The organism is Chryseobacterium aquifrigidense (assembly GCF_006716485.1).
Lineage (GTDB): Bacteria > Bacteroidota > Bacteroidia > Flavobacteriales > Weeksellaceae > Chryseobacterium > Chryseobacterium vietnamense.
In genome coordinates this window covers 534,119-558,310 of the sequence record NZ_VFPD01000002.1, presented here as the reverse complement: position 1 = coordinate 558,310, position 24,192 = coordinate 534,119, and the positions used below count along the sequence as shown (strand labels likewise).

The 24,192-nt window shown below is 36.8% G+C and carries 20 protein-coding genes; 12 read left to right on the top strand and 8 right to left on the bottom strand.

Annotation, left to right across the window (positions count from 1 at the left end; all coding sequences use genetic code 11):
• Positions 1–17 precede the first annotated feature (17 nt).
• A complete protein-coding gene (locus tag FB551_RS17580) occupies positions 18–1,148 on the bottom strand; it encodes an AraC family transcriptional regulator (protein ID WP_142018414.1) in 1,131 nt (376 codons plus the stop codon).
• 378 nt (positions 1,149–1,526) lie between these two features.
• On the opposite strand from FB551_RS17580, the gene FB551_RS17575 reads away from it, so the two are divergent.
• The 4 genes from FB551_RS17575 (at position 1,527) to FB551_RS17560 (ending at position 4,943) form a co-directional block, all read left to right on the top strand.
• Positions 1,527–2,195, top strand: coding sequence for a carbonic anhydrase (locus tag FB551_RS17575; protein ID WP_047427348.1), 669 nt, complete (start codon positions 1,527–1,529; stop codon positions 2,193–2,195).
• 22 nt (positions 2,196–2,217) lie between these two features.
• Positions 2,218–2,517: a hypothetical protein gene (locus FB551_RS17570; protein ID WP_047427346.1), complete on the top strand. Its 300-nt coding sequence runs from the start codon at positions 2,218–2,220 to the stop codon at positions 2,515–2,517.
• A gap of 146 nt (positions 2,518–2,663) precedes the next feature.
• Positions 2,664–4,256, top strand: coding sequence for a SulP family inorganic anion transporter (locus tag FB551_RS17565; protein WP_047427343.1), 1,593 nt, complete (start codon positions 2,664–2,666; stop codon positions 4,254–4,256).
• Between the two features lie 51 nt (positions 4,257–4,307).
• Positions 4,308–4,943: a carbonic anhydrase gene (locus FB551_RS17560; RefSeq protein WP_047427340.1), complete on the top strand. Its 636-nt coding sequence runs from the start codon at positions 4,308–4,310 to the stop codon at positions 4,941–4,943.
• 362 nt (positions 4,944–5,305) lie between these two features.
• Here FB551_RS17560 and pth read toward each other — a convergent pair whose 3' ends face one another.
• The 7 genes from pth to mfd form a co-directional block, all read right to left on the bottom strand.
• Positions 5,306–5,869, bottom strand: a complete 564-nt coding sequence (gene pth / locus FB551_RS17555; RefSeq protein ID WP_142018413.1) for an aminoacyl-tRNA hydrolase — start codon at positions 5,867–5,869, stop codon at positions 5,306–5,308.
• Positions 5,870–5,957: 88 nt separating this feature from the next.
• Positions 5,958–6,890 carry a hypothetical protein gene (locus FB551_RS17550; protein ID WP_047427335.1) on the bottom strand — a complete coding sequence of 311 codons (933 nt, stop codon included), beginning with the start codon at positions 6,888–6,890 and terminating at the stop codon, positions 5,958–5,960.
• 99 nt (positions 6,891–6,989) lie between these two features.
• Entirely contained in the window at positions 6,990–7,865 is an 876-nt protein-coding gene (locus FB551_RS17545) for a hypothetical protein (protein ID WP_142018412.1), read from the bottom strand.
• 152 nt (positions 7,866–8,017) lie between these two features.
• The gene (locus FB551_RS17540) at positions 8,018–8,755 is read right to left on the bottom strand and encodes a hypothetical protein (RefSeq protein ID WP_142018411.1); all 738 of its coding nucleotides are present in this window, start codon (positions 8,753–8,755) and stop codon (positions 8,018–8,020) included.
• A gap of 8 nt (positions 8,756–8,763) precedes the next feature.
• Positions 8,764–9,588 carry a hypothetical protein gene (locus FB551_RS17535; protein WP_226798728.1) on the bottom strand — a complete coding sequence of 275 codons (825 nt, stop codon included), beginning with the start codon at positions 9,586–9,588 and terminating at the stop codon, positions 8,764–8,766.
• Positions 9,589–9,590: 2 nt separating this feature from the next.
• The gene (locus tag FB551_RS17530; protein ID WP_047427324.1) at positions 9,591–10,412 is read right to left on the bottom strand and encodes a hypothetical protein; all 822 of its coding nucleotides are present in this window, start codon (positions 10,410–10,412) and stop codon (positions 9,591–9,593) included.
• 373 nt (positions 10,413–10,785) lie between these two features.
• Positions 10,786–14,154, bottom strand: coding sequence for a transcription-repair coupling factor (mfd, locus tag FB551_RS17525; RefSeq protein WP_142018409.1), 3,369 nt, complete (start codon positions 14,152–14,154; stop codon positions 10,786–10,788).
• 252 nt (positions 14,155–14,406) lie between these two features.
• Between mfd and FB551_RS17520 the strand changes: the two genes are divergently transcribed.
• The 8 genes from FB551_RS17520 (at position 14,407) to FB551_RS17485 (ending at position 24,076) form a co-directional block, all read left to right on the top strand.
• Complete coding sequence (locus FB551_RS17520; protein ID WP_047427317.1) at positions 14,407–14,802, top strand: hypothetical protein; 396 nt, start codon at positions 14,407–14,409, stop codon at positions 14,800–14,802.
• Between the two features lie 182 nt (positions 14,803–14,984).
• On the top strand, positions 14,985–15,281 hold the full coding sequence (locus FB551_RS17515; protein ID WP_142018408.1) for a hypothetical protein: 297 nt from the start codon (positions 14,985–14,987) through the stop codon (positions 15,279–15,281).
• A gap of 136 nt (positions 15,282–15,417) precedes the next feature.
• Positions 15,418–16,917 (top strand): GH3 auxin-responsive promoter family protein, encoded by a 1,500-nt coding sequence (locus tag FB551_RS17510; RefSeq protein ID WP_142018407.1) that lies wholly within the window; start codon positions 15,418–15,420, stop codon positions 16,915–16,917.
• Positions 16,918–16,986: 69 nt separating this feature from the next.
• Entirely contained in the window at positions 16,987–17,349 is a 363-nt protein-coding gene (locus FB551_RS17505) for a hypothetical protein (RefSeq protein ID WP_047427308.1), read from the top strand.
• A 92-nt stretch (positions 17,350–17,441) separates the two neighbouring features.
• Positions 17,442–18,677 (top strand): MFS transporter, encoded by a 1,236-nt coding sequence (locus FB551_RS17500; RefSeq protein ID WP_142018406.1) that lies wholly within the window; start codon positions 17,442–17,444, stop codon positions 18,675–18,677.
• A 303-nt stretch (positions 18,678–18,980) separates the two neighbouring features.
• Positions 18,981–19,583, top strand: a complete 603-nt coding sequence (locus FB551_RS17495) for a tetratricopeptide repeat protein (protein ID WP_142018405.1) — start codon at positions 18,981–18,983, stop codon at positions 19,581–19,583.
• Between the two features lie 170 nt (positions 19,584–19,753).
• The gene (locus FB551_RS17490; protein ID WP_142018404.1) at positions 19,754–21,826 is read left to right on the top strand and encodes a T9SS type B sorting domain-containing protein; all 2,073 of its coding nucleotides are present in this window, start codon (positions 19,754–19,756) and stop codon (positions 21,824–21,826) included.
• Positions 21,827–21,928: 102 nt separating this feature from the next.
• Entirely contained in the window at positions 21,929–24,076 is a 2,148-nt protein-coding gene (locus FB551_RS17485) for a T9SS type B sorting domain-containing protein (RefSeq protein ID WP_142018403.1), read from the top strand.
• Positions 24,077–24,192 lie beyond the last annotated feature (116 nt).

Here is a 24,192-nt window from a genome sequence, read left to right as displayed (position 1 = left end):
TAACTCACTACAAATAATCACATTTCATTCTCTATGCTTTGGCTTTTTAAAAAATCCCTGGGTGAACAGTTCATGTACTTTTTAAAATTCCGGTTGAATGACGTTTTTGAATTAAACCCACTTTCAAATGCTAATGAAAGAATGGTATATTTTCTATTTTCAGGAAGTACCGCCAGCCTTTTAAACTCTTCAATCCTCTGACGGTTGATATAATCATAAAAATTTTTATTCTCAATCGAATTAATTGCCTGAGACAGTATATTAGGATGAACTTCCAGTAATGCAGCAGTATGATTCAGACTCAACTCAGGATCTTTATAAAGACTGTCCTTCTCCATTTGATAAATAAGTTTTTCATAAACAGCTATGATCGCATCCTCTCCGGGAAAATTCTTCTGGTATTTTATCACTTCATCATCCACCTTTTCTTCATTTATATTTACTGTGATTACAGGTAAGTCCAGAATTCCAACACGGCTGATCCCAAAATAAGCAGCCACAATGATAAACAGAACAACGATAAAAAAAATAAGAATATCATTTCTGATCATCACGGCAACCCATATCAAAGCTAATCCGGCAATAAGATAATACAGCCAGCGAAGATTAATTCTCTCTGTATTTGAATATTGCTCAGCAATCTCTCTCGTATACTTTCTGACAGCAAAAAAGCTTACTACAATATATACTATTCCTGATAGTATCATCATATATTTGAGAATACTGCTTATCAGTTGGTATTCGCTGCCTCCGCTTTGATAAATGGCAAGTCTATCCCATGGAGATAAAATCAATAGTTTAAACAGCATCACAAAGACAATCAAAACAGGGACAAAATGCAGAAGCCAGATTTTTCTGCCCGGCGCTTTTCCTGTAACACTTAAAACATACAGGTACAACATGGGGCCATGAATAAAGGGAAAGATAACCTCATAACCCAGAAAATAAGGAAACTTTATGTAGCTGCCGGAAAAAAATAGAATAAATAAGATAAGATGTATTCCTATAATCATAAACCATGCTGCCAGAATATAATCAGCCATTACTTTCTTACGTTTCCCCGCAAGCAGAAATGAAGAGAAACAGGAAATAAAAACTCCTGCCAGGTAAAATACCCACGGTAAAGACTGCAGACCAAAATCAGGCATCAGATTGAGAGATTAATCAGAGCTTTAAATTATCTATTTTTTGACATATACAAAGTATTTTTATGAACTATTTCAGCAAAAACAATTCTGATTGTCTTGAGAATTAAGAATATTTTAATTCACAAATCTTGAATTTTAATTTATACTTCGTAATTTTATCCTGGTTTTTTAAACGTTTGGATTTCCTTATAGATGTCAGTAGCTGTCTTACAAAGAATATTGGAATGATGAATATGATTTTAAGCATATTTTAATATTAAACTTTGTTAAAAGTGATTTATTTTTTAACAAAAAGTATATTTTTGTACAATTATTGATTTAGTCTATTGATTTTGGAAATAATTTAAACGAAATAAATAATTATAATACTTTAAAATTATGTCACAATCGTACGAAGTTATTTTCGAAAACAATAAAAAATGGGTAGAGTCCAAAGTAGCTGAAGATCCAAATTTCTTCCATGAACTTGCTAAAACTCAGCATCCGGATTATCTGTATATAGGATGTTCAGACAGCAGAGCTACTGCAGAAGAGTTGATGGGAGCAAAACCTGGAGAAGTGTTTGTTTACAGAAACATTGCCAATGTTGTGAATACTTTAGACATGAGTTCCACCGCTGTTATTCAATACGCTGTAGAACATCTGAAAGTAAAACATATTATTGTCTGCGGACATTATAACTGCGGTGGTGTAAAAGCAGCGATGACTCCTCAGGATCTGGGATTATTGAATCCATGGCTGAGAACCATTCGTGATGTTTACAGATTACATCAGGCAGAGCTGGATTCTATTGAGGACGAAAACAAGCGTTATGACAGACTTGTAGAACTTAATGTTCAGGAGCAGTGCATCAACGTAATCAAAATGGCCTGTGTGCAGGAAAGATACATTTTAGAAGAGTATCCTATTGTTCACGGCTGGGTATTTGACCTTAGAACAGGTAAAATCATTGATCTGGAGATTGATTTTGAGAAAATCTTAAAAGACATCCAAAAGATCTATAATCTTACAGGTTCGGATTGGGTAATGAGCAGAAAGACTAAGTAGTTTTTCTAAAAAAGAAGGTAAAATGAAATTCTGGAGTATTATTGTATTAACGTTCTTTCTGAATTTTACAGCGCTGCCAGGCATTGCTGCGGTTGCGGGCTGGGATATTGCGAGAACGAATATAATAATCAATGAAGAAGAGCCTCATTCTCACCCATCCTCATTTATTGTTTACGAAAAGACCATTCCGAAACCTTTAGATGTATTCGATTATCTGAAGTTTTCAGAACCAGATGTTCAGGGTGTGTCTTTTGTTCTGATTGATGATTCTTTTCATCTTTCACCCTTACTTACTATATTTTCTCCTCCTCCGGAAGCGTAACTCCTATAGTTAGATTTTTTTGATACCATTTCCATATCATTTTTTGATATCGGATACTCATGTACTTTAAAAATTATTTTTTCTCAACTTTTTATAACTGACTTATTTAAAACAAATAAGCCGGCTATACCTTACAGCTTCACATTATGAAAAAGACATCATTAATAGGAGGAATCAAGGAAAATTTTCCTTCAGGACTCGTGGTATTTTTAGTAGCACTTCCGTTGTGTTTAGGAATTGCTTTAGCATCAGGTGCTCCACCCTTATCCGGTATTATTGCCGGTATCGTAGGCGGCCTGGTAGTAGGAACAATCAGTAATTCAAATATTTCAGTTTCCGGACCTGCAGCAGGTCTGACAGCTATCGTTTTAACAGCAATTACAGATCTTGGCGCATTTGAACTTTTCCTTTGCGCAGGGATTATTGCGGGACTTATTCAATTGGTTTTAGGGTTTGTAAGAGCCGGAAGTATTTCCAACTATTTCCCCAATAACGTTATTGAAGGAATGCTGGCGGCCATAGGAATCATTATTATTTTAAAACAGATTCCGCATGCTCTGGGCTTCGACAAAGATTATGAAGGTCATGAATCTATTTTTGATAATGGCCTGAACTTCGGATATTTTACTGAATTATTTGGAGCGATCCATCCGGGGGCCATTGTGATTACTCTGGTTTCTGTAGCAATCCTTATCGCATGGGACAAAATCCACGTACTGAAAAGGATGAAAATGCTTCCGGGAGCGTTAGTTGCCGTTATTGTAAGCATTCTTTTGAACCAACTTTTTAAGATGTCCGGAAGTTCTCTGGCTATCCAGACCCAGCATTTGGTTTCTCTTCCGGTTCCACAGTCTTTTGATGATTTTAAAAATCTGATCACGACTCCGGACTTTAACGGTTTTACCAATCCAAAGGTATGGATCGTAGGAGCAACCATTGCCATTGTAGCATCTATTGAAACGTTACTTTGTATTGAAGCTTCAGACCGCCTAGACAGACAGAGAAGAATTACAGATACCAATCTTGAGCTTAAAGCCCAGGGAATCGGGAATCTTATAAGTTCTTTTATTGGCGGACTTCCAATGACTTCTGTTGTGGTAAGAAGTTCTGCAAATGCCAATGCTGGGGCAACTTCAAAAATTTCGGCTATCATTCATGGCGTATTCTTATTGATCTGTGTTCTTTCTATTCCTGTTGTTTTAAATTTAATTCCTTTAGCTACATTGGCTGCGGTATTAATTTTAGTAGGATATAAATTGGCAAAGCCGGCAACATTCAAACATTTCTGGCACTTAGGAAAATTCCAGTTTATTCCGTTCGTAGCAACTGTGGTAGCTGTCGTGGCAACAGACCTGTTAAAAGGAGTAGGAATCGGGCTTACGATCTCCGTTTTTTATATTCTGCAGGGAAATATGAAACGGGCTTACTATTTAAGCAGAGAAAGACTGGATGATGCTGATGGAATCAATATCAAGCTTGCAGAAGAAGTATCATTTTTAAATAAGGCAGCCATCAAAAAAACACTTAAAAATATAAAACCAAATTCTACAGTGATCATTGATGCAAGAAGTACGTCCTATATTGCAACCGATGTACTGGAAATGATCCAGGACTTTGCGAATATCCGTGCAAAGGAACAGGACATCAATGTAGAACTGATAGGCTTTAAAACTTCATACAGAGATTACGAAAGAAGTGAAGATTCCCATATTCTGGTTACTCACAAAAGAGCCATGTAACCTCAACAATTAATTAATTTTTTTAACTTTAAATTCGAAAATAATAAAAATATGAAAGCACATACATACGAAACACAGTCAACTATTACTCCTGAAAAAGCATTGGAATTCTTAAAAGAAGGAAACCAGAGATTTGTCAACAACCTTAAGGCAAACAGAGACCTTCTTGAGCAGGTGAATGCAACACGTGAAGGACAATGGCCTTTTGCTGTAGTTTTAAGCTGTATAGACAGCCGTACTTCTGCAGAACTTATCTTTGATCAGGGATTAGGAGACGTTTTCAGTATAAGAATTGCAGGTAACTTCGTCAATCAGGATATTCTGGGATCCATGGAATTTGGTTGTAATGTTGCAGGTTCTAAGCTTATTGTAGTTTTAGGACACACCAAGTGCGGGGCTTTAAAAGGAGGTCTTGACGCTGCACAAATTGAAGGTCTGGGAATGGATAACCTGAACCACCTTATCAATCATTTCAACCCAATCATCAATGAGATCATTGAAGAGAATGAAGAACGTTCATCAAAAAACAGCTCACTTCTTGAAAGACTTAATCATCAGAACGTAAAAAGTGCGATTGAAGATATCCGTAAGCAGAGTTCAACACTTAAAAAGCTTGAAGCGGAAGGTAAAATTAAAATCGTTGGAGCAAACTATGACGTTGAAACAGGTGCAGTAACCTGGTTATAAAAAAGTTAAACTCTTACATTTCAATTATAATTTACAGAAAATGCCATCGGGATCCGATGGCATTTTTGTTTTATTAGCCCTTCGACTAGCTCAGGATGACGACCCGAATACCAGACGAAATCTTTAAACGCTATCAGGCTGAGCCTGTCGAAGCCACTATTACTAAAAAGGAAAGCTCATTAAATTTTATTGTTTTATAGTTATGTTAATGTTTACATTCATTTAAACAATAAGCTCAAATATATTAAAAAGCAGACAAGAAAAATATTCATGAGTACACAAAATAAATGACTGCCTTGTTGTAAGGCAGTCATTCAATTTTATAAACTGTATGGTAATTGCAATTCTGTTTTCTTTATGAATTATTTCCCATTAAAAGCAGACATTGTATTGTTTAATCCTGCGAACACAAAAGAAAGACTGGCCTTAGCAAAGGTTTCGATTCTTTCTTTAAGCTTTTCAGATTCCTCTTCATTCCATGTTCCTAATACATAATCTACCTGTCTTCCTGCTGTAAAATCTGCAGAAATTCCAAAACGAAGTCTTGCATAGTTTTGAGTCTGCAATACTTCATTAATATTTTTAAGACCGTTATGTCCTGCATCAGAGCCTTTTCCCTTCAATCTTAAAGTTCCGAAAGGTAAAGCAAGATCATCAGTAACGATTAATACATTTTCCAAAGGAATATTTTCTTTCTGCATCCAGTATTTCACTGCATTACCGGAAAGGTTCATATAAGTATCCGGTTTAAGAACAAAAACTTTTCTGCCTTTGTGCTTTCCTTCTGCCAGCCAGCCAAAATTGGAGGTATTGAATGATACTTCAAGAGTTTCTGCTATTTTTTCAGCAACTTTAAAGCCTATATTATGTCTTGTATTTTCATATTCAGGGCCTTTGTTACCAAGCCCGACAATTAAATATTTCATCAGAAATTTTTTGCAAAATTAAGGTATAAAAAATAAAAAACTCAATCTTAGGAAAGATTGAGTTTGAATATTGTTTAAAAAAACTCTTCTATTGTGGTTTATAGATGTAATTAACGCCATATCCTTTTGTCATGTAAGTCTGAGGATCATAGACGTAATTGGTACTCTTAACAATTGGTGTTGGAATTGGCGGTGTAAGATCTGTTACCGACCATCTCTTAGGGTTGTTTGGAGATAAGATAAGACTTTCTTTATCATTGATTACCGTAGATAATAATCTTGAAATTTTATATACGTGTGGTAACAATGTGAATGGGCTTACCTGCTCATCATAGGCATAGTATTCGTAGCTATATTTTCCGGTAACAGCACCAAATGTTCCTCCTGTCATTGTTCCGTAGTGTCTTACCACTTTAGATACATTGTCTCCTACGTAAGTATAACCTGTTTTAGAATAATCTGTGAAATTAAGTGGAACTCCTGGAACATCCGGTCCGTTTCTCATAATTATTGAATCCAGTTTTCCTGTAGCAGTACTGTATTTAATCTGATAAGCTGTTTTCTCTTTTTTCAGTAATGTCTGTGGCCCCGGAGTCGTTGCCGGTGGTACTGGCGGAGGCCTTCTGAATGTTGAACGGCTCTCAGAAATCAGCTGCAGTTTGTTGTTATTTGCATAAGTGAACAATTGAGTGTAGGATACACTGTCTTTATCCAGTTTTCCGTTTCCGTCAAGATCAAGAAAACCGTTGAAATTAATCTGGCTGATTTTATCACCACTGTACATAATATCTGTAATGGAAGCACTGTCTGTGATTACTTTAGTCACAAGAAGTCCACTGTACTGATATTCTGCGATAGTATCTTTATCTGTAATTTCTCTGTATAATGCTCTGGGACCGCTTAATCCCCCTGTATTGTTAAGATCCAATAATGGATTTCCATCCTCATCCAGCATGTCTTTGCAGGAATGTACTGAGGAAAAACCTGCGATGAGTAAAATAAAATAGAAAATTTGTTTCATTTCCTTGTAATTGATTATTTTTTTGACAAATATAATTTTTTTTTGCCTAAAAATTATATTATTATTTATATTCCGGTAAGATTAGTAACTATATTTCCTCTATAAATTTTTATAGGTAAAAGTTAAATTCTGATTTTTCTCCACAACTACATATCCTTGATTATCATAAGAATAACTTTGAGAAGTATTAACAGGAGTAGCGGGTGACGGCAATTCTATAAACGTAGAAGTAGGATTGTTCGGAGATATTTTGTAGAATTGAGCAGGATCGATCAGACTTCTTGTGATGAAATACACTGATGGCAGTGTATAATACGGGCTTTTCTGAGCGTCATAGTTTTGAAAACTAAACTTGCTGATTACTGCTGTACTCATATTCGGGTTCCCGTTGATATCCAACAGTCCTTTGGAACGAACGACCTGAATCACATTTTCTCCGTTATACACAAAAGAATAATTAATAAATCTGTTATAAGCACTGATTCCTCCTTCTTTTCTTTTCTCAAGTATTTTGGTAAGTTTGTTGGTAACCGGATCATAAGTAAATGCATAGTCACTTACCACAGAAGCGGATGGCGTTGCCCCCGTAGCTGCAGAAGTAGCATTATAAATCTTTTTACCTGTAGCATCAGGAACAATATTAAATTCATAAGCAAGACTTGATGACGCTGAACTTACATATTTAATTTTGGTGATATTTTTTTCGGTATAGGTTACTGTTCCCGTATAATAAGCACTTCCTGCAAAAGATTCATCTTTAGATACTGCAGTCTGCAGTTCTCCGGTTACAGCAGTTGTAACATAATCTTCCTGAGAAACATTATTGGAGCTAACCTTCGCTAAAATCTTTTTAGGAGGAGGGCCATCATCCGGATTCGGGATGGATTCTGTGGGATCTGAGGTAGTATTACATGCTGTCAGCAGCCCAAGAAAAGCAATACCGGCAAACATTTTTAAAAAATAGTTTTTTACCATATAGAATTTTTTTAGCTTGTCCAAATATAATTCAATTTTTAATAATACACTTTACTTTATCTGAACAAATTCACAAGAAATAGAGTTAATAAACAAAAAAAATCTAAAAACATAACGTTTTTAGATTTCCTATTATTGTATTGCGATGAAAATTAATAAGGTTGCAATATAGATGTTGTCAAAACAGACTGTGACATATCACTGTTTAAGAAAGCAGTATCAACCGCTCTTCCAATTCCCAGGGTTGTTCCTGCAATAGCTCTTTTTATACAGGCTACCTTAACGGAATATTGATTTTTAGGAGTAAGATTGGTAAGGGTAGCATTAAGATTGAAAATCTTATAACCACCACTATCTCCCAATAACACATCGGTTCTTACTGCTCTAAGGGCATTATCCACAAAAACACCACAGGCAAAACTTGCAGAATTCGTTCCCGTTTTCTGAACAGTTGTCTGGAATGAGAATGTCGCTTTATTTGTACCGTTGGTTACAGAGAATGTATCAACAGTTCCGGGAATGACTGTCCAGCCTCCTGTCAGGGCCTCTCCATCATTATAAGGATTGGTAGCACCACTGTTACCGGAAAAGCTTACTCCGGTTTTGTCTGAAACAGTGTTTATGGAAAACACAGACATACTTCCCTGTCCATCTGCAATTTTAATGACTTTCCAGTCATTTGCACCTAAATCAGTGTTATTGTGAAATATATCACCCGCTGTTCCGGCAGATCCTTTGAGTACATCAGTACCTCCTGTTCTTAATTCTTTCCTGATATTGAGATCTCCGTTTACATCCAGCATATTAGTCGGATTAGGAGTATTAATACCCACTTGAGCATTTGTTGCAGCAGCTAATACAAGTGATGTTACAAATAATATTTTTTTCATAATCCGTCTTAGTTTATAATCGTGTTAAATACTTCAGGAACTTCATATACATCTACTTTAAGAGAAGACTGTGAAATAAAACTATTGATATTAGTATATACATTAGTTCCGATAGAAAGAGTATTCCCTGCACCTGAGGCACCATAAGAACCCAATCTTGTACAGGCAACGCTAACCGTATGATTTCCCTGGGAAAGATTATCTACAATTCCGATCTGGGTATGGGTAAGGAAAGGATATGAAGTGGTAATTGCCTTTAGATTTCTCTGTCTAAGGTTCACCAGTTTATTATCTACAAAGATACCACATGCATAATCTATGGAGTTGTCCGTACTTCCTGCCCCCATAAAATCGGCCTGTACAACAGTTTCAAATTGAAAATAAGCCTTACTTTGAGTACTGAAAACGGTGATGGTTTGTGAAAGTCCGTCTATTTTCTTAAAATTGGTAAGTGTACTATACTCCTTTCCCTTCGTAAAGGTTCCTCCTCTTGAAGCCATGCTTACTGAAGAGTTTTCTGAAGAAGAAAATGAGACACCTACTTTATCTGAAAAAGAGTTGTTATAGATCAGGTAAAATTTATTAGGCTCATATTCAGGAATACGAAGTGATTTCCAGATCGGAGGAAAACCTACTCCCTGAGAGACCAGAAGCTGATCATTATTTCCCTGAAATATTGTGTTATCAGCGGCATTAAGAACGGCAATTTTATTTCTGAAACTTACATCTCCGTTTACATCAAGTGTTGCTTTTGGAGCTTCTGTTTTTATTCCTACCTGAGCCGCTACCAAAAGACTTATGCTAAAAAGCAGTGTTGATAATAGTTTTTTCATCATTAGTTGTTTTTATAGCTCACGTATTCAATAACATCCACTTTCACGGTAGATTCCAGGGTAAATGCACTGGAAGCGCCATTGGCTGCTGCTACATTACGTCCGATGGCAAATTGTGAAGTTGAGCTTGATGTATCAATCTTTCTGCATGCAATTTCAATATTGTGAACCCCAACAGGAACGTTCTGTTCCGTATAATTAAGAGTAAATATATAATCCTGAAGACCTGCTTTTCCACTATTATTATTAGAAGCAATTCTATCCGGGCGTACAGCTACCAATGCTCCGTTTCTGAATACACCGCAAGCAAATCTGACATTCTGTATGGTGGTAGATGTGGATGCCTTCATTTCAATTCCTGTCTGGAACTGGTAGGTAAGTCTGTTCTTTCCATTTTTAATGGTAAAAGTATTGTCGAGCCCATCTATCTTTTTCCAGTTTCCTTTTGTAATATCCGTAATGTTATCTCCCACTTTGCTGGTGTAGATACCATCACCGGCAACACCATCTGTAAGTGAAATAATACCCGTTTGATCCGATGACAGATAAGAATTAATCAGCTTATACTGTCCCTCTTCCATAAAGGAAACATTCAAAGATTTCCACACAGGAGGCAAACCCTCGCCCTGAGAAACCAAAACCTGGCCATTTAACCCGGCATCTCCAGCCTGAGTTGAACTGCCGCCTACTCTAAGTTCTTTTCTTAAGGTGGTTTTTCCGTTCACATCAAGAACAGACTTTGGCTTTGCAGTACCGATTCCCACCTGTGCGTTGACATAAATTGAAAGAAATCCAGCCACGCAGCAATGTATTATTGTTTTCATAATTAAGGACTGCAAAGTTACGCAACGAAGTCCAAAAAATTCCAGTTATACATCTATAAACCTATAGAAATAAACACATTACAGCATAGAATTAATAACACACAAAAGTAGAATTATTTCTACATAACTCCACTTTCCATATATCAAAAAAAATAGATAGCGTCTCAAACCCTTACTGTACGCGGGTTTACAGGATTATTTTTATCATTAGAAAGTGATTTTAACCCCTCAAAAACAGCCTTAATTCTCTTTAACAGGAATATTTAAAAATAAAAACATGATAATAATCACAAAAAAACGTGCAAAAAATTAAGTTTTTTACATGTTTCTGATATTTTTTATGATATTATTTCCAGTAAACAGGAATTAAAATTTAATCATGTTCAATAATGGCTTTCAGCAACAGATTAACCTCATCTACATTTTTCACTCTTTCCTTCCTCATCATCAACTGATTACCTTCTTTTCCTGACTTTTCTTTTAGCTGGGCTTCAGCCGGATTGCGGGTCAGATAATTAATAATATGTCGGAATCTGTCTGTCTGATAAAACTTATCCTGAGGATTCCCCGGAAAGTATCCTAAAAACACTCCATTCTTCATCACAATTTTTTCAAAACCGATGTCGGCTGCAAGCCATTTCAGGGAAACACTCTTTAAAAGGTTGACAGCTTCTTTCGGCAATGCCCCAAAGCGGTCAATCAGCTCCAGTTCAAACTGGTGAAGATCCGCTTCGTTAGTAATTTCAGCAATTTTCTGATACAGCAGCAATCTTTCTTCTGTGTTGGAAATATATGAATCCGGCAACATCAGCTCTAAATCAGTATCAATATTGACATCCTTCACAGATTTGAAAAGCTTCTGTCTGTCTTCTTCATTTTCAAAAAGGCTTTCAAAATCCGCATCATCTTTCAGCTCTTCTAAAGCTTCCTGCATTAACTTCTGATAAGTTTCAAACCCCATTTCATTTATGAAACCACTCTGTTCAGCACCCAAAAGATCTCCGGCACCACGGATCTCCAGATCTTTCATCGCAATCTGGAAACCACTTCCCAGATCAGAAAACTGCTCAATTGCTTCCAAACGTTTTCTGGCATCCGAAGTCATCATATCATATGGAGGAGTAATCAGATAACAGAATGCCTTTCGGTTACTACGCCCTACCCTTCCTCTCATCTGATGCAGATCTGCCATTCCAAATCTTTGTGCATCATTGATAAAAATAGTATTGGCATTCGGAACATCTACTCCACTTTCTACAATGGTAGTGGACACGAGAACATCATATTTCCCTTCCATAAAATCCAGCACATTTTTTTCAAGCTGCTTTCCTTCCATTTGCCCATGTCCCGTAATCACTCTTGCATCCGGAACCAACCTCTGAATAAGTCCTGCAATATCTTTCAGGTTTTCGATTCTGTTATTAATAAAGTATACCTGTCCATCTCTCTGAAGCTCATAAGAAACGGCATCACGAAGCGTTTCTTCATTAAATCCGATTAACTGGGTATCTACTGGCTGTCTGTTTGGCGGTGGTGTTTTGATAACGGATAAATCCCTGGCAGCCATTAACGAGAACTGTAAAGTCCTAGGAATAGGAGTTGCTGTAAGGGTAAGGGTGTCAACGTTATTCTTCAGTGTCTTCAATTTATCTTTCACTGAAACCCCGAATTTATGTTCTTCATCAATAATCAATAAACCAAGATCTTTAAATTTCACAGAACTGCTTACCAATTGATGTGTCCCAATAATGATATCTACTTTTCCGTTCTTGAGAGCTTCCAAAGTCTCTGATTTCTGCTTAGCTGTCCTGAATCGGTTTACATAGGCAACATTTACCGGAAAATCTTTAAGTCTTTCTTTAAAACTTCTGTAATGCTGAAAGGCAAGAATGGTTGTAGGAACCAATACAGCAACCTGTTTACCGTCTGTAGCTGCTTTAAATGCAGCCCTGATTGCCACTTCCGTTTTACCGAAACCTACGTCACCACACACAAGCCTGTCCATCACCGTATCAGCTTCCATATCTCTCTTTACATCTACGGTAGCCTTCTCCTGATCCGGAGTATCTTCATAAATAAAGCTGGCTTCCAGTTCGTTCTGCAGATAAGAATCCGGAGTATAAGCAAAACCCTTGGCCGTTTTTCTCTGGGCATATAATTGAATAAGGTCAAAAGCAATCTGCTTAACCTTCGCTTTTGTTTTCTGTTTTAAAGATTTCCATGTTGGAGATCCCAGTTTACTCAGAACGACCTCCCTTCCATCCGGTCCGTTGTATTTCGATATTTTGTGCAAAGAGTGAATACTTACATATAATAAGTCTCCATTTTTGTAGGTCAGTTTGAAACATTCCTGAATCTTCCCGTCGTTATTTACTTTTACCAATCCCATAAACTTCCCGATTCCATGGTCGATATGGGCAATATAGTCCCCTATTTTCAGAGACATCAGGTCTTTCAGGGTAAGCTGTTCAGATTTTGCAAAGGTATTTTTGGCTTTGTATCTCTGGTAACGGTCAAAAATCTGATGATCCGTATACACCAGCAGTTTGTGTCCATTATCTACAAATCCTTCATGAAGTTCAGACTTGAAACTTTTAAACGGAAGCTCGTGTTCAAGTTCTTCAAAGATAGACTCCAGTCGTTCTTTCTGTTTTTCTGTCGAAAAGGAAATCCAGGTATCGAATCCGTTATTTTGTTTTTCTTCGATATCTTCAATCAGCAATTCGAAGTTTTTATGAAAAGAAGGCTGTGGAAGCTGCTCCATTTTTACTTCAGTTACTTCTTTCAGTCCTTCAATAATTATTCCTCCAAAATCAACTGTTTTGAATTTTTTATAATCGAACAGAAACTCCTGATCAGAAATAAAAAGTTCCTGCGGAGTCCTGTGGGCAATGTCTTTACTTAATGTATCATATTTTTCTAAAGATTTTTCGTAGAACGTTCTGATCTTCTGCATCCCGACCATTCCGTTTTTAGAAACCACAAAACTTTCTACAGGCAAGAGCTGCAACAAAGAAACCCTTGTTCCCGTTACTGAAAAGTTCATATTGGAAACCAGCTGAAAATCCTTTACTTTATCTACCGAAAGCTGTGTTTCGATATCAAAGGTTTTAATACGTTCCACTTCATTACCAAAAAATGTAATCCTGTACGGTTTTTCATGTGAATAGGAAAATACATCTACAATTCCTCCTCTCACAGAAAACTCTCCCGGTTCGGAAACGAAATCAGCCTGCTGGAAATGATAATGATTAAGCAGTTCATCTACAAAATCAAAATCCAGCTGATCTCCCACTTTAATATGATGGGAAATGGCTTTAAAATCTTCTTTCTTCAAAACCTTTTCCGATAAAGCTCCCGCATAAGCCACAATAACTTTCGGTGATCTTCCGGAATTGATTTTATTAAGAACTTCAGTCCTTAAAACCAGATTGGCATTCTGAGTCTTTTCTACCTGATAAGGTTCAAGATGGGTGGCCGGGAAATACAGCACCTTATCCTTACCCAATAGATCTTCCATCTCAGTATTGGCATACAATGCGTCTTCCTTATCATCTACCAGATAAAGAATATTCTTCTTCTGAGCCAAAAAAAGCTCAGCCACAAAAATAGAAACTGAGGATCCGGCACTTCCTTTTACAGCAAGATGCTGACTGTTTTCTAACTGGGTAAAAATTTCTTTCCCAAACTCTTTCTGCATAAGGTCTGGAAGGAACTTTTCATTAATGGATTTTAACTGCATAAATAGTAATGGTATAAACGACAAAAGCGATTTCGGGACATTTCCGAAATCGTTTATGATATACAAAGGTACGGATATTTTTTCTCTTCCTCAGAAAAACGGAAAGACTGAGGGTTTAAAATGAAGCACTTAGCATTATAAATCTTAATTTTTTACAATTTTATCTAATAACTTGTTAAAAAAATTTCAACTTTTCCCTCATGGCATAGTGTTTGGCCTTTTATCTGTAACCAAACATTTAAGAATTATATTATGAAAAAAGCAATTAAAATCTTAGGAGTTATGATGCTGTTATTATTCACAGCATTATCTTTTTCGTCGTGCAGCAAAGATGACGACCCTGTAAACAATGAATTTTTTGCGGGAACCTACAAAGGAAAGGTTTCTTATAATGATGGAGGCTCTACCAATATCAGCACGGACAACGGAAGTGTATTTGTAACGAAGATTGCCAGCGGCACCAAATATAATTTTGCGTTCTCCAACAGCATTCCGGATCTTAACGGGATAGAATTTAATCAGGAAGGAGATCATACGCTGGTTATGATTGGTTCTACAGCAACCTCTTATATCAGAATTGATAACAATGTTCTAAAAATCCTGTATGTTAAAGATGGCAAAACGTGGACAGCGAACTGTACGCGCTAGCCATGTCTATTTATATATTATTCAAGCCTGTTTCCCTATCCGGAGACAGGCTTTTTCATGATCATAGAAGAGGTTTTAATTTTTTTTTAAGCTCTAATAAACTTTAGTTAAGTTTCAAAATCTCAATTTTTTAGCCTGCTTCTTGTATATCTTTATTCAACAAAAAACAAACAATAATTCTTATGAAAAAATTCTTATCTGCAATGTCTTTGATCCTGGGATTAGGACTTGCTACTGCTCAGCAGACTGCTCCCGCTACAGGTGCTCCTGCACATCCACCTGTAAAAGCAACTACAGCAAAAGCTGTGAAACCAGCTGAAGTGAAAGCTGCAAAACCGGCAGTGGATGCAAAAGCAGCGAAGCCTGCACAACCGGCTGCCAAAATGAAAAAAGACGGCACTCCGGATAAGAGATATAAAGAAAACAAACACCTGAAAAAAGACGGTACTCCAGACAAAAGGTACAAAGCAAATAAATAAGCATAACATCAACATATAGTTGTTATTTTCATAATCAAATTTCGAAAAGCCGGTGGAACGTGTTCCATTGGTTTTTTTTATGTGAAGCTTTGTAAAAAATGATTCCAGATTCTTTACTTATTTATAAATTTGACCCATGTTAAACTTCTTCAAGAAAAATGCAGCGCTGATCTGGGCAAAGAAACATGTTCAAAAAGCGGAGGATTTCAAAAAAAATGCTGAAAAGAACCAAGAGGACTTACTTCTTTCTCTTGTAAACACAGCTCAAAAAACACTTTTTGGGCGGGAACATGATTTTGAAAACATTCATACTGTAAAGGAATTTCAGGACAGAGTTCCTGTGGCCGATTATGAAGATCTGAAACCTTATATTGAAAGGGTAAAAAAAGGACAGGCCAATATTCTATGGACGGATACTCCCGAATATTTTGCCAAAACATCGGGAACCACTTCCGGATCTAAATACATTCCGATTTCCAAAGAAGGAATGCCATTTCAGATTGCGGGAGCTCAAAGTGCACTGTTTCATTATATCAGCAAAAAGAATAACGCTGATTTCGTGAATGGAAAAATGATTTTCCTTCAGGGCAGCCCGGAACTGGAAGAGGTATTTGGAATAAAAACAGGAAGACTTTCCGGCATTGTGGCACACCATATTCCAAATTATCTTCAGAAAAATCGCCTTCCAAGTTGGGAAACCAATATTATGGAAGACTGGGAAGCCAAAGTAGATAAAATTATTGAGGAAACTGAACATGAGAATATGACGCTCATCTCTGGAATCCCACCATGGCTTATTATGTATTTTGAGAAGCTGACAGAAAAACATGGTAAAAAGATCAAACAGCTTTTCCCGAATCTTCAGCTTATTGTTACCGGAGGCGTCAACTATGAGCCTTATCGTGACAAAATGGAAGAGTTATTGGGTGGAAAGGTAGATATTGTTCAGACTTTTCCTGCTTCTGAAGGTTTTTTTGCCTTCCAGGATGATTATACCAGAGAAGGATTACTGCTATTGACCAATCATGGAATTTTCTATGAATTTATTCCTTTGGAAGAGTATGGCAAACCTGGAGCGAGAAGATTAACGTTAAAAGAAATTGAACTTCATAAAGATTACGCATTGATTCTTACCACCAATTCCGGTTTATGGGCGTATTCTATAGGGGATGTCGTAAGATTTATCAGCAAAGATCCATACAGGGTTTTGGTAAGCGGAAGAACAAAGCATTTTACCTCTGCATTTGGAGAGCATGTGATTGCCATTGAAGTGGAAGAAGCAATGAAAGCAACGCTTGAAAAATATTCCGCACAGATTACAGAATTCCACCTTGCTCCACAGGTAAATCCGGCTGAAGGACTTCCATATCACGAATGGCTGATTGAATTTGAAAAAGAACCCGAGGATTTAGAAGTATTCAGAAATGAACTGGATCAACAGCTTCGGGCAAGAAACACTTACTATGATGATTTGATTTCGGGAAATATTTTGCAGAAACTGCAAATCACCAGACTTACAAAAAATGCCTTTCATGAATATGCGAAATCCCAGGGAAAACTGGGAGGTCAAAACAAGACGCCAAGATTGGCTAATGACAGAAAGACTGCAAATCTCTTAGAAATTTACAAACTTTAATCATATTTTTTCAATTCCAAAAACGTATATTCGAAAAAAATTATAAATTTGAAAAACTAAAAGAAAATAATGAAAGCATCTGTACTGTTGAAATCGTCTTTACTAACATCTTTATTTGTTATTACATCTTGTGCTACTACAAAATACAGCGAAGATATTTCAAAAAACAATTACTCTAATCTTGAAGCCGGAAAAGTATATAAAGTAACTATGAGAGATGGCTCTCCGAAGCAGACCATCTTATTCAGAAACGTGGTGGGTGAAAATATTGTAGGTACAGCCGGTAAAAAAGACAGTACAGAAGTGATTATTCCCAAAGCCAATGTAGCGGCTGTAAAAGACCGAAGAAAAGCAAGAATTGCTGCAGGAGCAACAATTATCGGAGCAGCAGGTGTTGCAGCTATCGTATTAAGTTCTTCCAGAGCTGACTAAAATAGATTTTATCTTTTGAAATATATTTAATATATCTTTCAGAAATTGTCATATGAATAGCCTTAAATAAATTTTTAGGGCTATTTTTGTTCATGATTTCCTTTACCCCATTACAAACATTACAAAATGTTGAGTTCAGAAATCTTCTCACCGGGAGATTTTTTATTGTTTTAGCTTTCAGAATGCTTGCCACTTTATTGGGATGGTGGGTGTATCAATTAACGAAAGATCCCTTTTCAATAGGTCTTATCGGACTTTCAGAGGTTATTCCTGCTGTAAGCTGTGCGCTGTATGCCGGACATGTTATTGATATGAATGAAAAAAAGAGGCTGCTTCTTATTTGTAATTATGCTTATATTTTCCTGATCGGCCTTCTGTTGATTCCCGCGTTCCTTGATGTAGAAATGCACTTTACGGGCCATCAGATTACCTATTATATTTATGGGGTTATCTTTTTCACTGGGATAGCAAGAGCCTTTATCGGGCCTATTGTTCCTTCCATGATTCCTAAAATCGTAAAGAAGGAAAACCTTCCGAATGCCGTAACCCTGAACCAGGCTACTTTCCTGATATCTTCTGTTTGCGGACATGCTATTGGAGGTGTTCTTATTGGATTTATCGGTGTAAAATGGACCTTGGTTGCTATTTTAGCACTCATATTTGTGGCTTCATTATTTTTCTGGCAGCTTCACAAACAGCATTCAGAATACAAAAAGGAAACGGTAAATGTAGTAGAAAGTATGCGCGAAGGAATTTCTTATATTTTTAAAACGAAGGAGATCCTGGGAGCGCTGTGTCTTGATATGTTTGCGGTACTTTTTGGGGGAGCAGTAGCCATGATTCCTGTATTCGCAACGGATATCCTAAAGTCAGGAGCTGAAGGTTTCGGCTTACTGAATGCAGCTTCGGATATTGGTTCCATGTGTATTATTACTCTATTATCTATTGTTCCTCTTCGAAAAAATCAGGGGAAAATACTTCTTGTTGTTGTTACCGGATTCGGACTGTGCATTATTGGGTTCGGTCTATCAAAACTATACTGGTTATCTTTTATGTTCCTGGTAATGAGCGGAATGCTTGATGGAATTTCAGTGGTTATCAGGGGTACCATTGTACAGTTAAAAACACCGGATCACATCAGGGGACGCGTTCTGAGTGTGAATTCAATTTTCATTATGTCCAGCAATGAAATGGGGCAGTTTGAAAGTGGACTCATGGCCAAACTACTGGGAGTTGTGCGCTCTGTGGTGTTCGGAGGTTGTATGACCGTTTTAGTAGCCCTTCTTGTGGGAAGCACCAATCCTAAACTGAGAAAGATGCAATATTAACTTATTGTTTATCAGATTATTTGAAATCTGGCACAAAAAAAATAAGAATTCGAAATACTTAAAATCAGAATAGAACGTTTTCTATTCTGATTTTTGTTTTATAGCTGTTTTTTAAAAATTTATAAAAGAATTAAACCTTAAATATTCATCAAAAGCACCAATATCTTTACGATCTCTACATAATATAACCCAAACAAGAAAATACAATATTTAAAACCAATACGTTACTTTCATTAAATATATCTCAAAATCTTTAATTTAACGTTAATAATTTTTTATATTTGCTTCATAAAATATCCCCCTATGACTAAACTTTTACTAATTTTGAGCTTTCTCGTGACAGGTTCTCTGATGAATGCTCAATTTTTTTCAGATCAAACCTTACAACAATCTGTTTTACAATTCAATAATGCTAAAACAGAAAACGACTACGATATGCTTTTTTCTAAGTTTTCAGCAGCTAAAACTTCAGAAAAATGGCAGGCTAATTACTATGCAGCAGCAGCCTTGTATCTTAAAACCAATTTCCTTTTAAAGAACAGCCCGAACAGTCCTCTTGGAGAACCTAATGAGTCCGCAAGAAAACTGGCAATGCAGGCTCTTGCTTCTGAAAAGAATAATGGAGAAGTAAATCTGCTTCTTGCCCTTATTCATTTTCAGAAAATCAGAATAAAAACAGCAGCAGACCCTCAAAAGGAATTAAAGACCGTGACAAGTTTCATGAATAAAGCAGAAACCTTAAAGAATAATCCAAGGCTTTCTTTTTTAAAAGCTGAAATCGCTGAAAAACAGGGAAACAAGACGGAAGCTATAAAGTTGTATCAAAAAGCAGCTAAAGAATTTGAAACATCAGACGCTTCATCCAGTTCACCCAGCTGGGGAAAACAGCTGATCGGAACAAATTAACAGTAAGAAAATGCATGATCTCCTGAGTACATCAGGGCGATCAGTTTTTTTTTGATATGAAAGCCTACAATTCATTGAATATTCAGAGAAACATTATTTTGTATCAGATGAAAAACAACATTTCCTTAGTAATTAAACACTTTTAATATTTGTTTTTAAAATTAATTCTCATGAAAAAAACATTACTTGTTTTATTAATCATATTTTCACATATTTTATTTGCTCAATCAGATTGTAATACTGCAATGGCAGTCTGTGGTAACTCGGACATCTCATATACACCAGGCGGGCATGGAGATATTGCAGAAGACCTGGGTGGATGTTTAACTTCTGACGAAAAGTACTCTGTATGGTATTCTTTCACCATTGCTACCGGCGGAACACTTACGTTTGAAATCATCCCTAACGACCAGGGAGATGATTATGACTTTGGAGTATACGGACCCAACAAATCTTGCGGAAATCTGGGAACTCCAATACGTTGTTCTTATTCCGGGCAAAGTGGAAATACAGGTCTTAATATGACCGCTACAGACCTTAGTGAGGACGCTACAGGAGACAAATGGGTAAAATACATGGATGTATTGCCTGGTCAGACTTACTATTTAATTGTAAATAACCACAGAGAAACAGCGAACGGATTCAAATTATCATGGGGCGGAACGGCTACTCTATCTTCTCCGTTCACCGATCCGAATATACAGCCTCATCCATTTATCCCACCTGGTATTCCGGGAGCCAACCCTACTGACCCAAGAGAAGTGGTGATATGTTCAAATCCTGCAAGTTTTGATTTCGCATCATTATCAGCAGGAATTCTTAACGGCAACCCTAACTTCAGCATTAGCTACCACACAAGTCAGAATGATGCCTTAACTGGTAACAACCCTCTTGTTGGGCCTCAAACAGTTACTCCTGTTGGTGTTTATTTCTACAGTATCAATTATACCGATCCGACTAACCCTAACAGTCCTATTAACAAATGTAGACAGACTGGTAAATTTAAATTTAAAGATGGTACTATCACAGCTACCGATGTAACGCTAACAAGCTGTAATAACAACAATGCAGGTACTGCAATGTATGATCTTACAACTGCTGCAGTTTTTGCTGATCCTACAGCAACTAAAAAATATTATTATACTTTATATGATCTGAACAACTCAATCAATGAGATCACCAATATCTATCAGTTTGTTTCTGCAGAAGGTAAAATATATGTAAAAGTAACCTCTGTATTCGGATGTACTGATATTGCAGAAATTACCCTTAAGTTCTATCCGCAAATTATTGCAAAGGATGCAGAATTGAGATCATGCTTTATTGAAGCAAATCCTTCGACTGCTTTATTCAACCTTGATAATGCCGCTGTAATTACTCCGCAGGCAGGTATTACTAAAAAATACTTCCCTTCACTGACAGATGCCATTGATGGAACCAACGAGATTTTAAATGCTAATTATATTGCACCAAGCGGTTTGGTATACGTAAGAGTATCTGACACGAGAGGATGTTATGTAGTGGTAAAAATCGGTTTAACAGTAATTGCTCCGGTAACATCCAGTGTTCTGAAAGACAAAATTATCTGTATGGAAGACACTACCACTTTAGATGCCGGACCTGGATTCAAAAGCTATGAATGGAGCACAGGAGCTACAACACAGTCTATTAAAGACGTAGGAGTAGGAGTTTACTGGGTAAAATTAAAAACGGGAGAATGTGTTGCCACTCAAAAAGTAACCGTTTATCCTTCTGAGCAACCGGTAGTAACAAACATCGATATTAACAACACTACATTAACAATCAATGTTATCGGAGGAACTCCTGATTATCAGTATTCAATGGATAAAATTTTATGGCAGCCGTCTAATGTATTCTCCAATGTAGCAAGAGGAACTTACAAAGTGTATGTAAAAGATGCTTACGACTGCGAACCTATTGAAGTGAATGTTGTTGTTCCTAACCTTATCAATATGATTACTCCAAACGGGGATGGCGTGAATGATGTGGTAGATTATTCTGCTATGGCTGATAAACAGAACCTTATTTTGAGTATCTTTGACAGATATGGAACAAAAATCCACCAGGGAGATAAATCCAACGGTTACAAATGGGATGGTAGAATTGGTGGTAAGAACATTCCAACAGGTACTTACTGGTATTCTGTAACATGGAACGAGAATGATAAGAAGAACACTCCTTTCAAGTTTTCAGGTTGGATTGTTGTAAAAAACAGAGAATAAAACACCTTACAATATAAAAAGCCGCTTTGGCGGCTTTTTCTTTTACAAATAATGATAAAAATTTATTGATTTCAAGTTTGTTTAACAAAAAAAGTTTTAACAATGAAAAAAATATTACTTCTTTTTATTTTATTGATAGCGCAAATGGCCTATTCACAGTCAGACTGTGTCACAGCAATTCCCATCTGTGGTAATTCTGACATTTCTTATACCCCTTCAGGCCCGGGGAATATTATAGAAATTCTTAATCAAAACGGAGGATGTCTCAGCACCAATGAAAGATATACAGTTTGGTATACCTTCACTGTATCCACACCAGGAACGCTGGCATTTAAAATAAAACCTAACGATCAGGGTGATGATTACGATTTTGCAGTTTATGGACCTACAGCAAATGGCTGTGCTTCATTACAGAATGCTGACCACGTCTTCATACAGCCTATAAGATGTAACTATAGTGGTACTCCAGGAGATACGGGTCTGGATCTGACTCTTGCTCCACCTGCAGTATTCCCTACCAATCCTCCCGGTGTTACATCCAGCATGAACAATGGGAAATGGAGTCCTTATATGGATGTATTGGTAGGCCAAACTTATTACCTGGTTATTGACAACTTCAGTAGATCCGTTAATGGTTTCTCTTTAGAATGGTCAGGTACTGCCAGTTTAAGTTCGGCATTTAATGATCCTGTTCTTTCTCCTAACCCATTTATCGCGCCGGGTATTCCGGGAGCCACTCCTAATGATCCCAATCAGGTAATGGTTTGTGCATTGCCTACCCAGTTTGATTTCACAACACTTTCGGCAGCTATTGTTAACGGAAACAGCCCTAACTTCAAGGTTACTTATCACAAAACAACCAACGATGCCCTTACAGGACAGAATCCTCTTACAGTAACTACTGTAGATGGAACAACAACATATTATTACAGAGTTGTATACCAGGATCCAAGCAATCCGGACAATCCTATCAACGGATGTTTCATAACAGGGAAATTCAAGTTTGTCAATGTGGGAATCACAGCCAATACAGCCACATTATACTCTTGTAATAATAATGGAGCTGGTACTGCAAAATATAATTTAACAACTGCCAATGTATTTGGAGGCACGGGTGCAACTATTAAGTATTATGCTACAGTTGCAGATATGAATGCAGAAATCAATGAAATTACAGATCCTGCCAACTACGTTTCTGCTGAATCAACTGTATATGTAAAAGTAGTTTCTTCTTTTGGATGTATTGCAACCACTACAATCAGACTATTATTCTATCCAGCGGTGGTATTGAAAGATGCTGTACTTCAGAATTGCTATATCGATAATGACGTTACACGTTCAATATTTGATCTTTCCAAGGCAGATATCGGTGTACCTGTTCCAACACCTACAGGAACTATTATTAAGTATTATACTACAGTAGCTGATGCAAAAGCACAGACCAATCCTATATCAGCAGCATTTAATTATCTTTCAGAAAGCAAGACAGTATATGCAAGAGTAGATAATGACAAACAGTGTTATTCAATTGCTAAAATACAACTGATTGTATTACCTCCTGTAAAATCAGCGGTGTTAAAAGATAAAACAATTTGTGCTGAAGCCAAAACTACTTTGGATGCGGGACCTGGATTTGTAAGCTACGAATGGAGCACAGGTGAAACTACACAATCCATCAGCAACGTAGGAGTTGGTGTTTATTGGGTTAAACTTCAGACCGGAAAATGTTTCACGCTTCAGGAAGTACGTGTACATGCGAGCCTTCAACCAGTGGTTTCAGGAATAGAAATTACCAATAACAATATCACAGTAACAGCCACAGGAGGAGTTCCTCCTTACAAATATTCTGTAGATGGCGTTAACTGGCAGGATTCCAACGTATTTACAGGACTTCCAAGAGGAGAGAATACAATTTATGTAAAAGATACTTACAACTGTACCCCTATCCAGGTAACCATAACAGTTCCAAATCTTATCAACGCGATTACCCCGAACGGAGATAACGTAAATGATGTTATTGATTACTCAGCATTAGCTTACAAGAAAAACCTGATCTTCATTGTATATGACAGATATGGAAACAAACTTCACGAAGCTAAGAAGTTCAACAACTTCACTTGGGACGGAACTGCCTTTGGTAAGAAAATTCCAACCGGAACTTACTGGTATACGATCTCATGGAATGAAAACAATAAAAACAGTACCGAAACCAAATATTCCGGATGGGTACTGGTAAAAAATAAAGAGTAAGTTTTTACTTCACCTTTAAAAAAAAATCACCTCAGACTGAGGTGATTTTTTTTATCAACAAGAGCAACCTCCTGTTTACAGCATTTTACGAAAGACTGCTAATAATTTGTTGAATA

What these genes read in the sequence shown, in the direction of transcription:
- FB551_RS17580 (WP_142018414.1), bottom strand. Translation starts at nt 1,148, where the DNA reads ATGCCTGATTTTGGTCTGCAGTCTTTACCGTGGGTATTTTACCTGGCA.
- FB551_RS17575 (WP_047427348.1), top strand. Translation starts at nt 1,527, where the DNA reads ATGTCACAATCGTACGAAGTTATTTTCGAAAACAATAAAAAATGGGTA.
- FB551_RS17570 (WP_047427346.1), top strand. Translation starts at nt 2,218, where the DNA reads ATGAAATTCTGGAGTATTATTGTATTAACGTTCTTTCTGAATTTTACA.
- FB551_RS17565 (WP_047427343.1), top strand. Translation starts at nt 2,664, where the DNA reads ATGAAAAAGACATCATTAATAGGAGGAATCAAGGAAAATTTTCCTTCA.
- FB551_RS17560 (WP_047427340.1), top strand. Translation starts at nt 4,308, where the DNA reads ATGAAAGCACATACATACGAAACACAGTCAACTATTACTCCTGAAAAA.
- pth (WP_142018413.1), bottom strand. Translation starts at nt 5,869, where the DNA reads ATGAAATATTTAATTGTCGGGCTTGGTAACAAAGGCCCTGAATATGAA.
- FB551_RS17550 (WP_047427335.1), bottom strand. Translation starts at nt 6,890, where the DNA reads ATGAAACAAATTTTCTATTTTATTTTACTCATCGCAGGTTTTTCCTCA.
- FB551_RS17545 (WP_142018412.1), bottom strand. Translation starts at nt 7,865, where the DNA reads ATGGTAAAAAACTATTTTTTAAAAATGTTTGCCGGTATTGCTTTTCTT.
- FB551_RS17540 (WP_142018411.1), bottom strand. Translation starts at nt 8,755, where the DNA reads ATGAAAAAAATATTATTTGTAACATCACTTGTATTAGCTGCTGCAACA.
- FB551_RS17535 (WP_226798728.1), bottom strand. Translation starts at nt 9,588, where the DNA reads ATGAAAAAACTATTATCAACACTGCTTTTTAGCATAAGTCTTTTGGTA.
- FB551_RS17530 (WP_047427324.1), bottom strand. Translation starts at nt 10,412, where the DNA reads ATGAAAACAATAATACATTGCTGCGTGGCTGGATTTCTTTCAATTTAT.
- mfd (WP_142018409.1), bottom strand. Translation starts at nt 14,154, where the DNA reads ATGCAGTTAAAATCCATTAATGAAAAGTTCCTTCCAGACCTTATGCAG.
- FB551_RS17520 (WP_047427317.1), top strand. Translation starts at nt 14,407, where the DNA reads ATGAAAAAAGCAATTAAAATCTTAGGAGTTATGATGCTGTTATTATTC.
- FB551_RS17515 (WP_142018408.1), top strand. Translation starts at nt 14,985, where the DNA reads ATGAAAAAATTCTTATCTGCAATGTCTTTGATCCTGGGATTAGGACTT.
- FB551_RS17510 (WP_142018407.1), top strand. Translation starts at nt 15,418, where the DNA reads ATGTTAAACTTCTTCAAGAAAAATGCAGCGCTGATCTGGGCAAAGAAA.
- FB551_RS17505 (WP_047427308.1), top strand. Translation starts at nt 16,987, where the DNA reads ATGAAAGCATCTGTACTGTTGAAATCGTCTTTACTAACATCTTTATTT.
- FB551_RS17500 (WP_142018406.1), top strand. Translation starts at nt 17,442, where the DNA reads ATGATTTCCTTTACCCCATTACAAACATTACAAAATGTTGAGTTCAGA.
- FB551_RS17495 (WP_142018405.1), top strand. Translation starts at nt 18,981, where the DNA reads ATGACTAAACTTTTACTAATTTTGAGCTTTCTCGTGACAGGTTCTCTG.
- FB551_RS17490 (WP_142018404.1), top strand. Translation starts at nt 19,754, where the DNA reads ATGAAAAAAACATTACTTGTTTTATTAATCATATTTTCACATATTTTA.
- FB551_RS17485 (WP_142018403.1), top strand. Translation starts at nt 21,929, where the DNA reads ATGAAAAAAATATTACTTCTTTTTATTTTATTGATAGCGCAAATGGCC.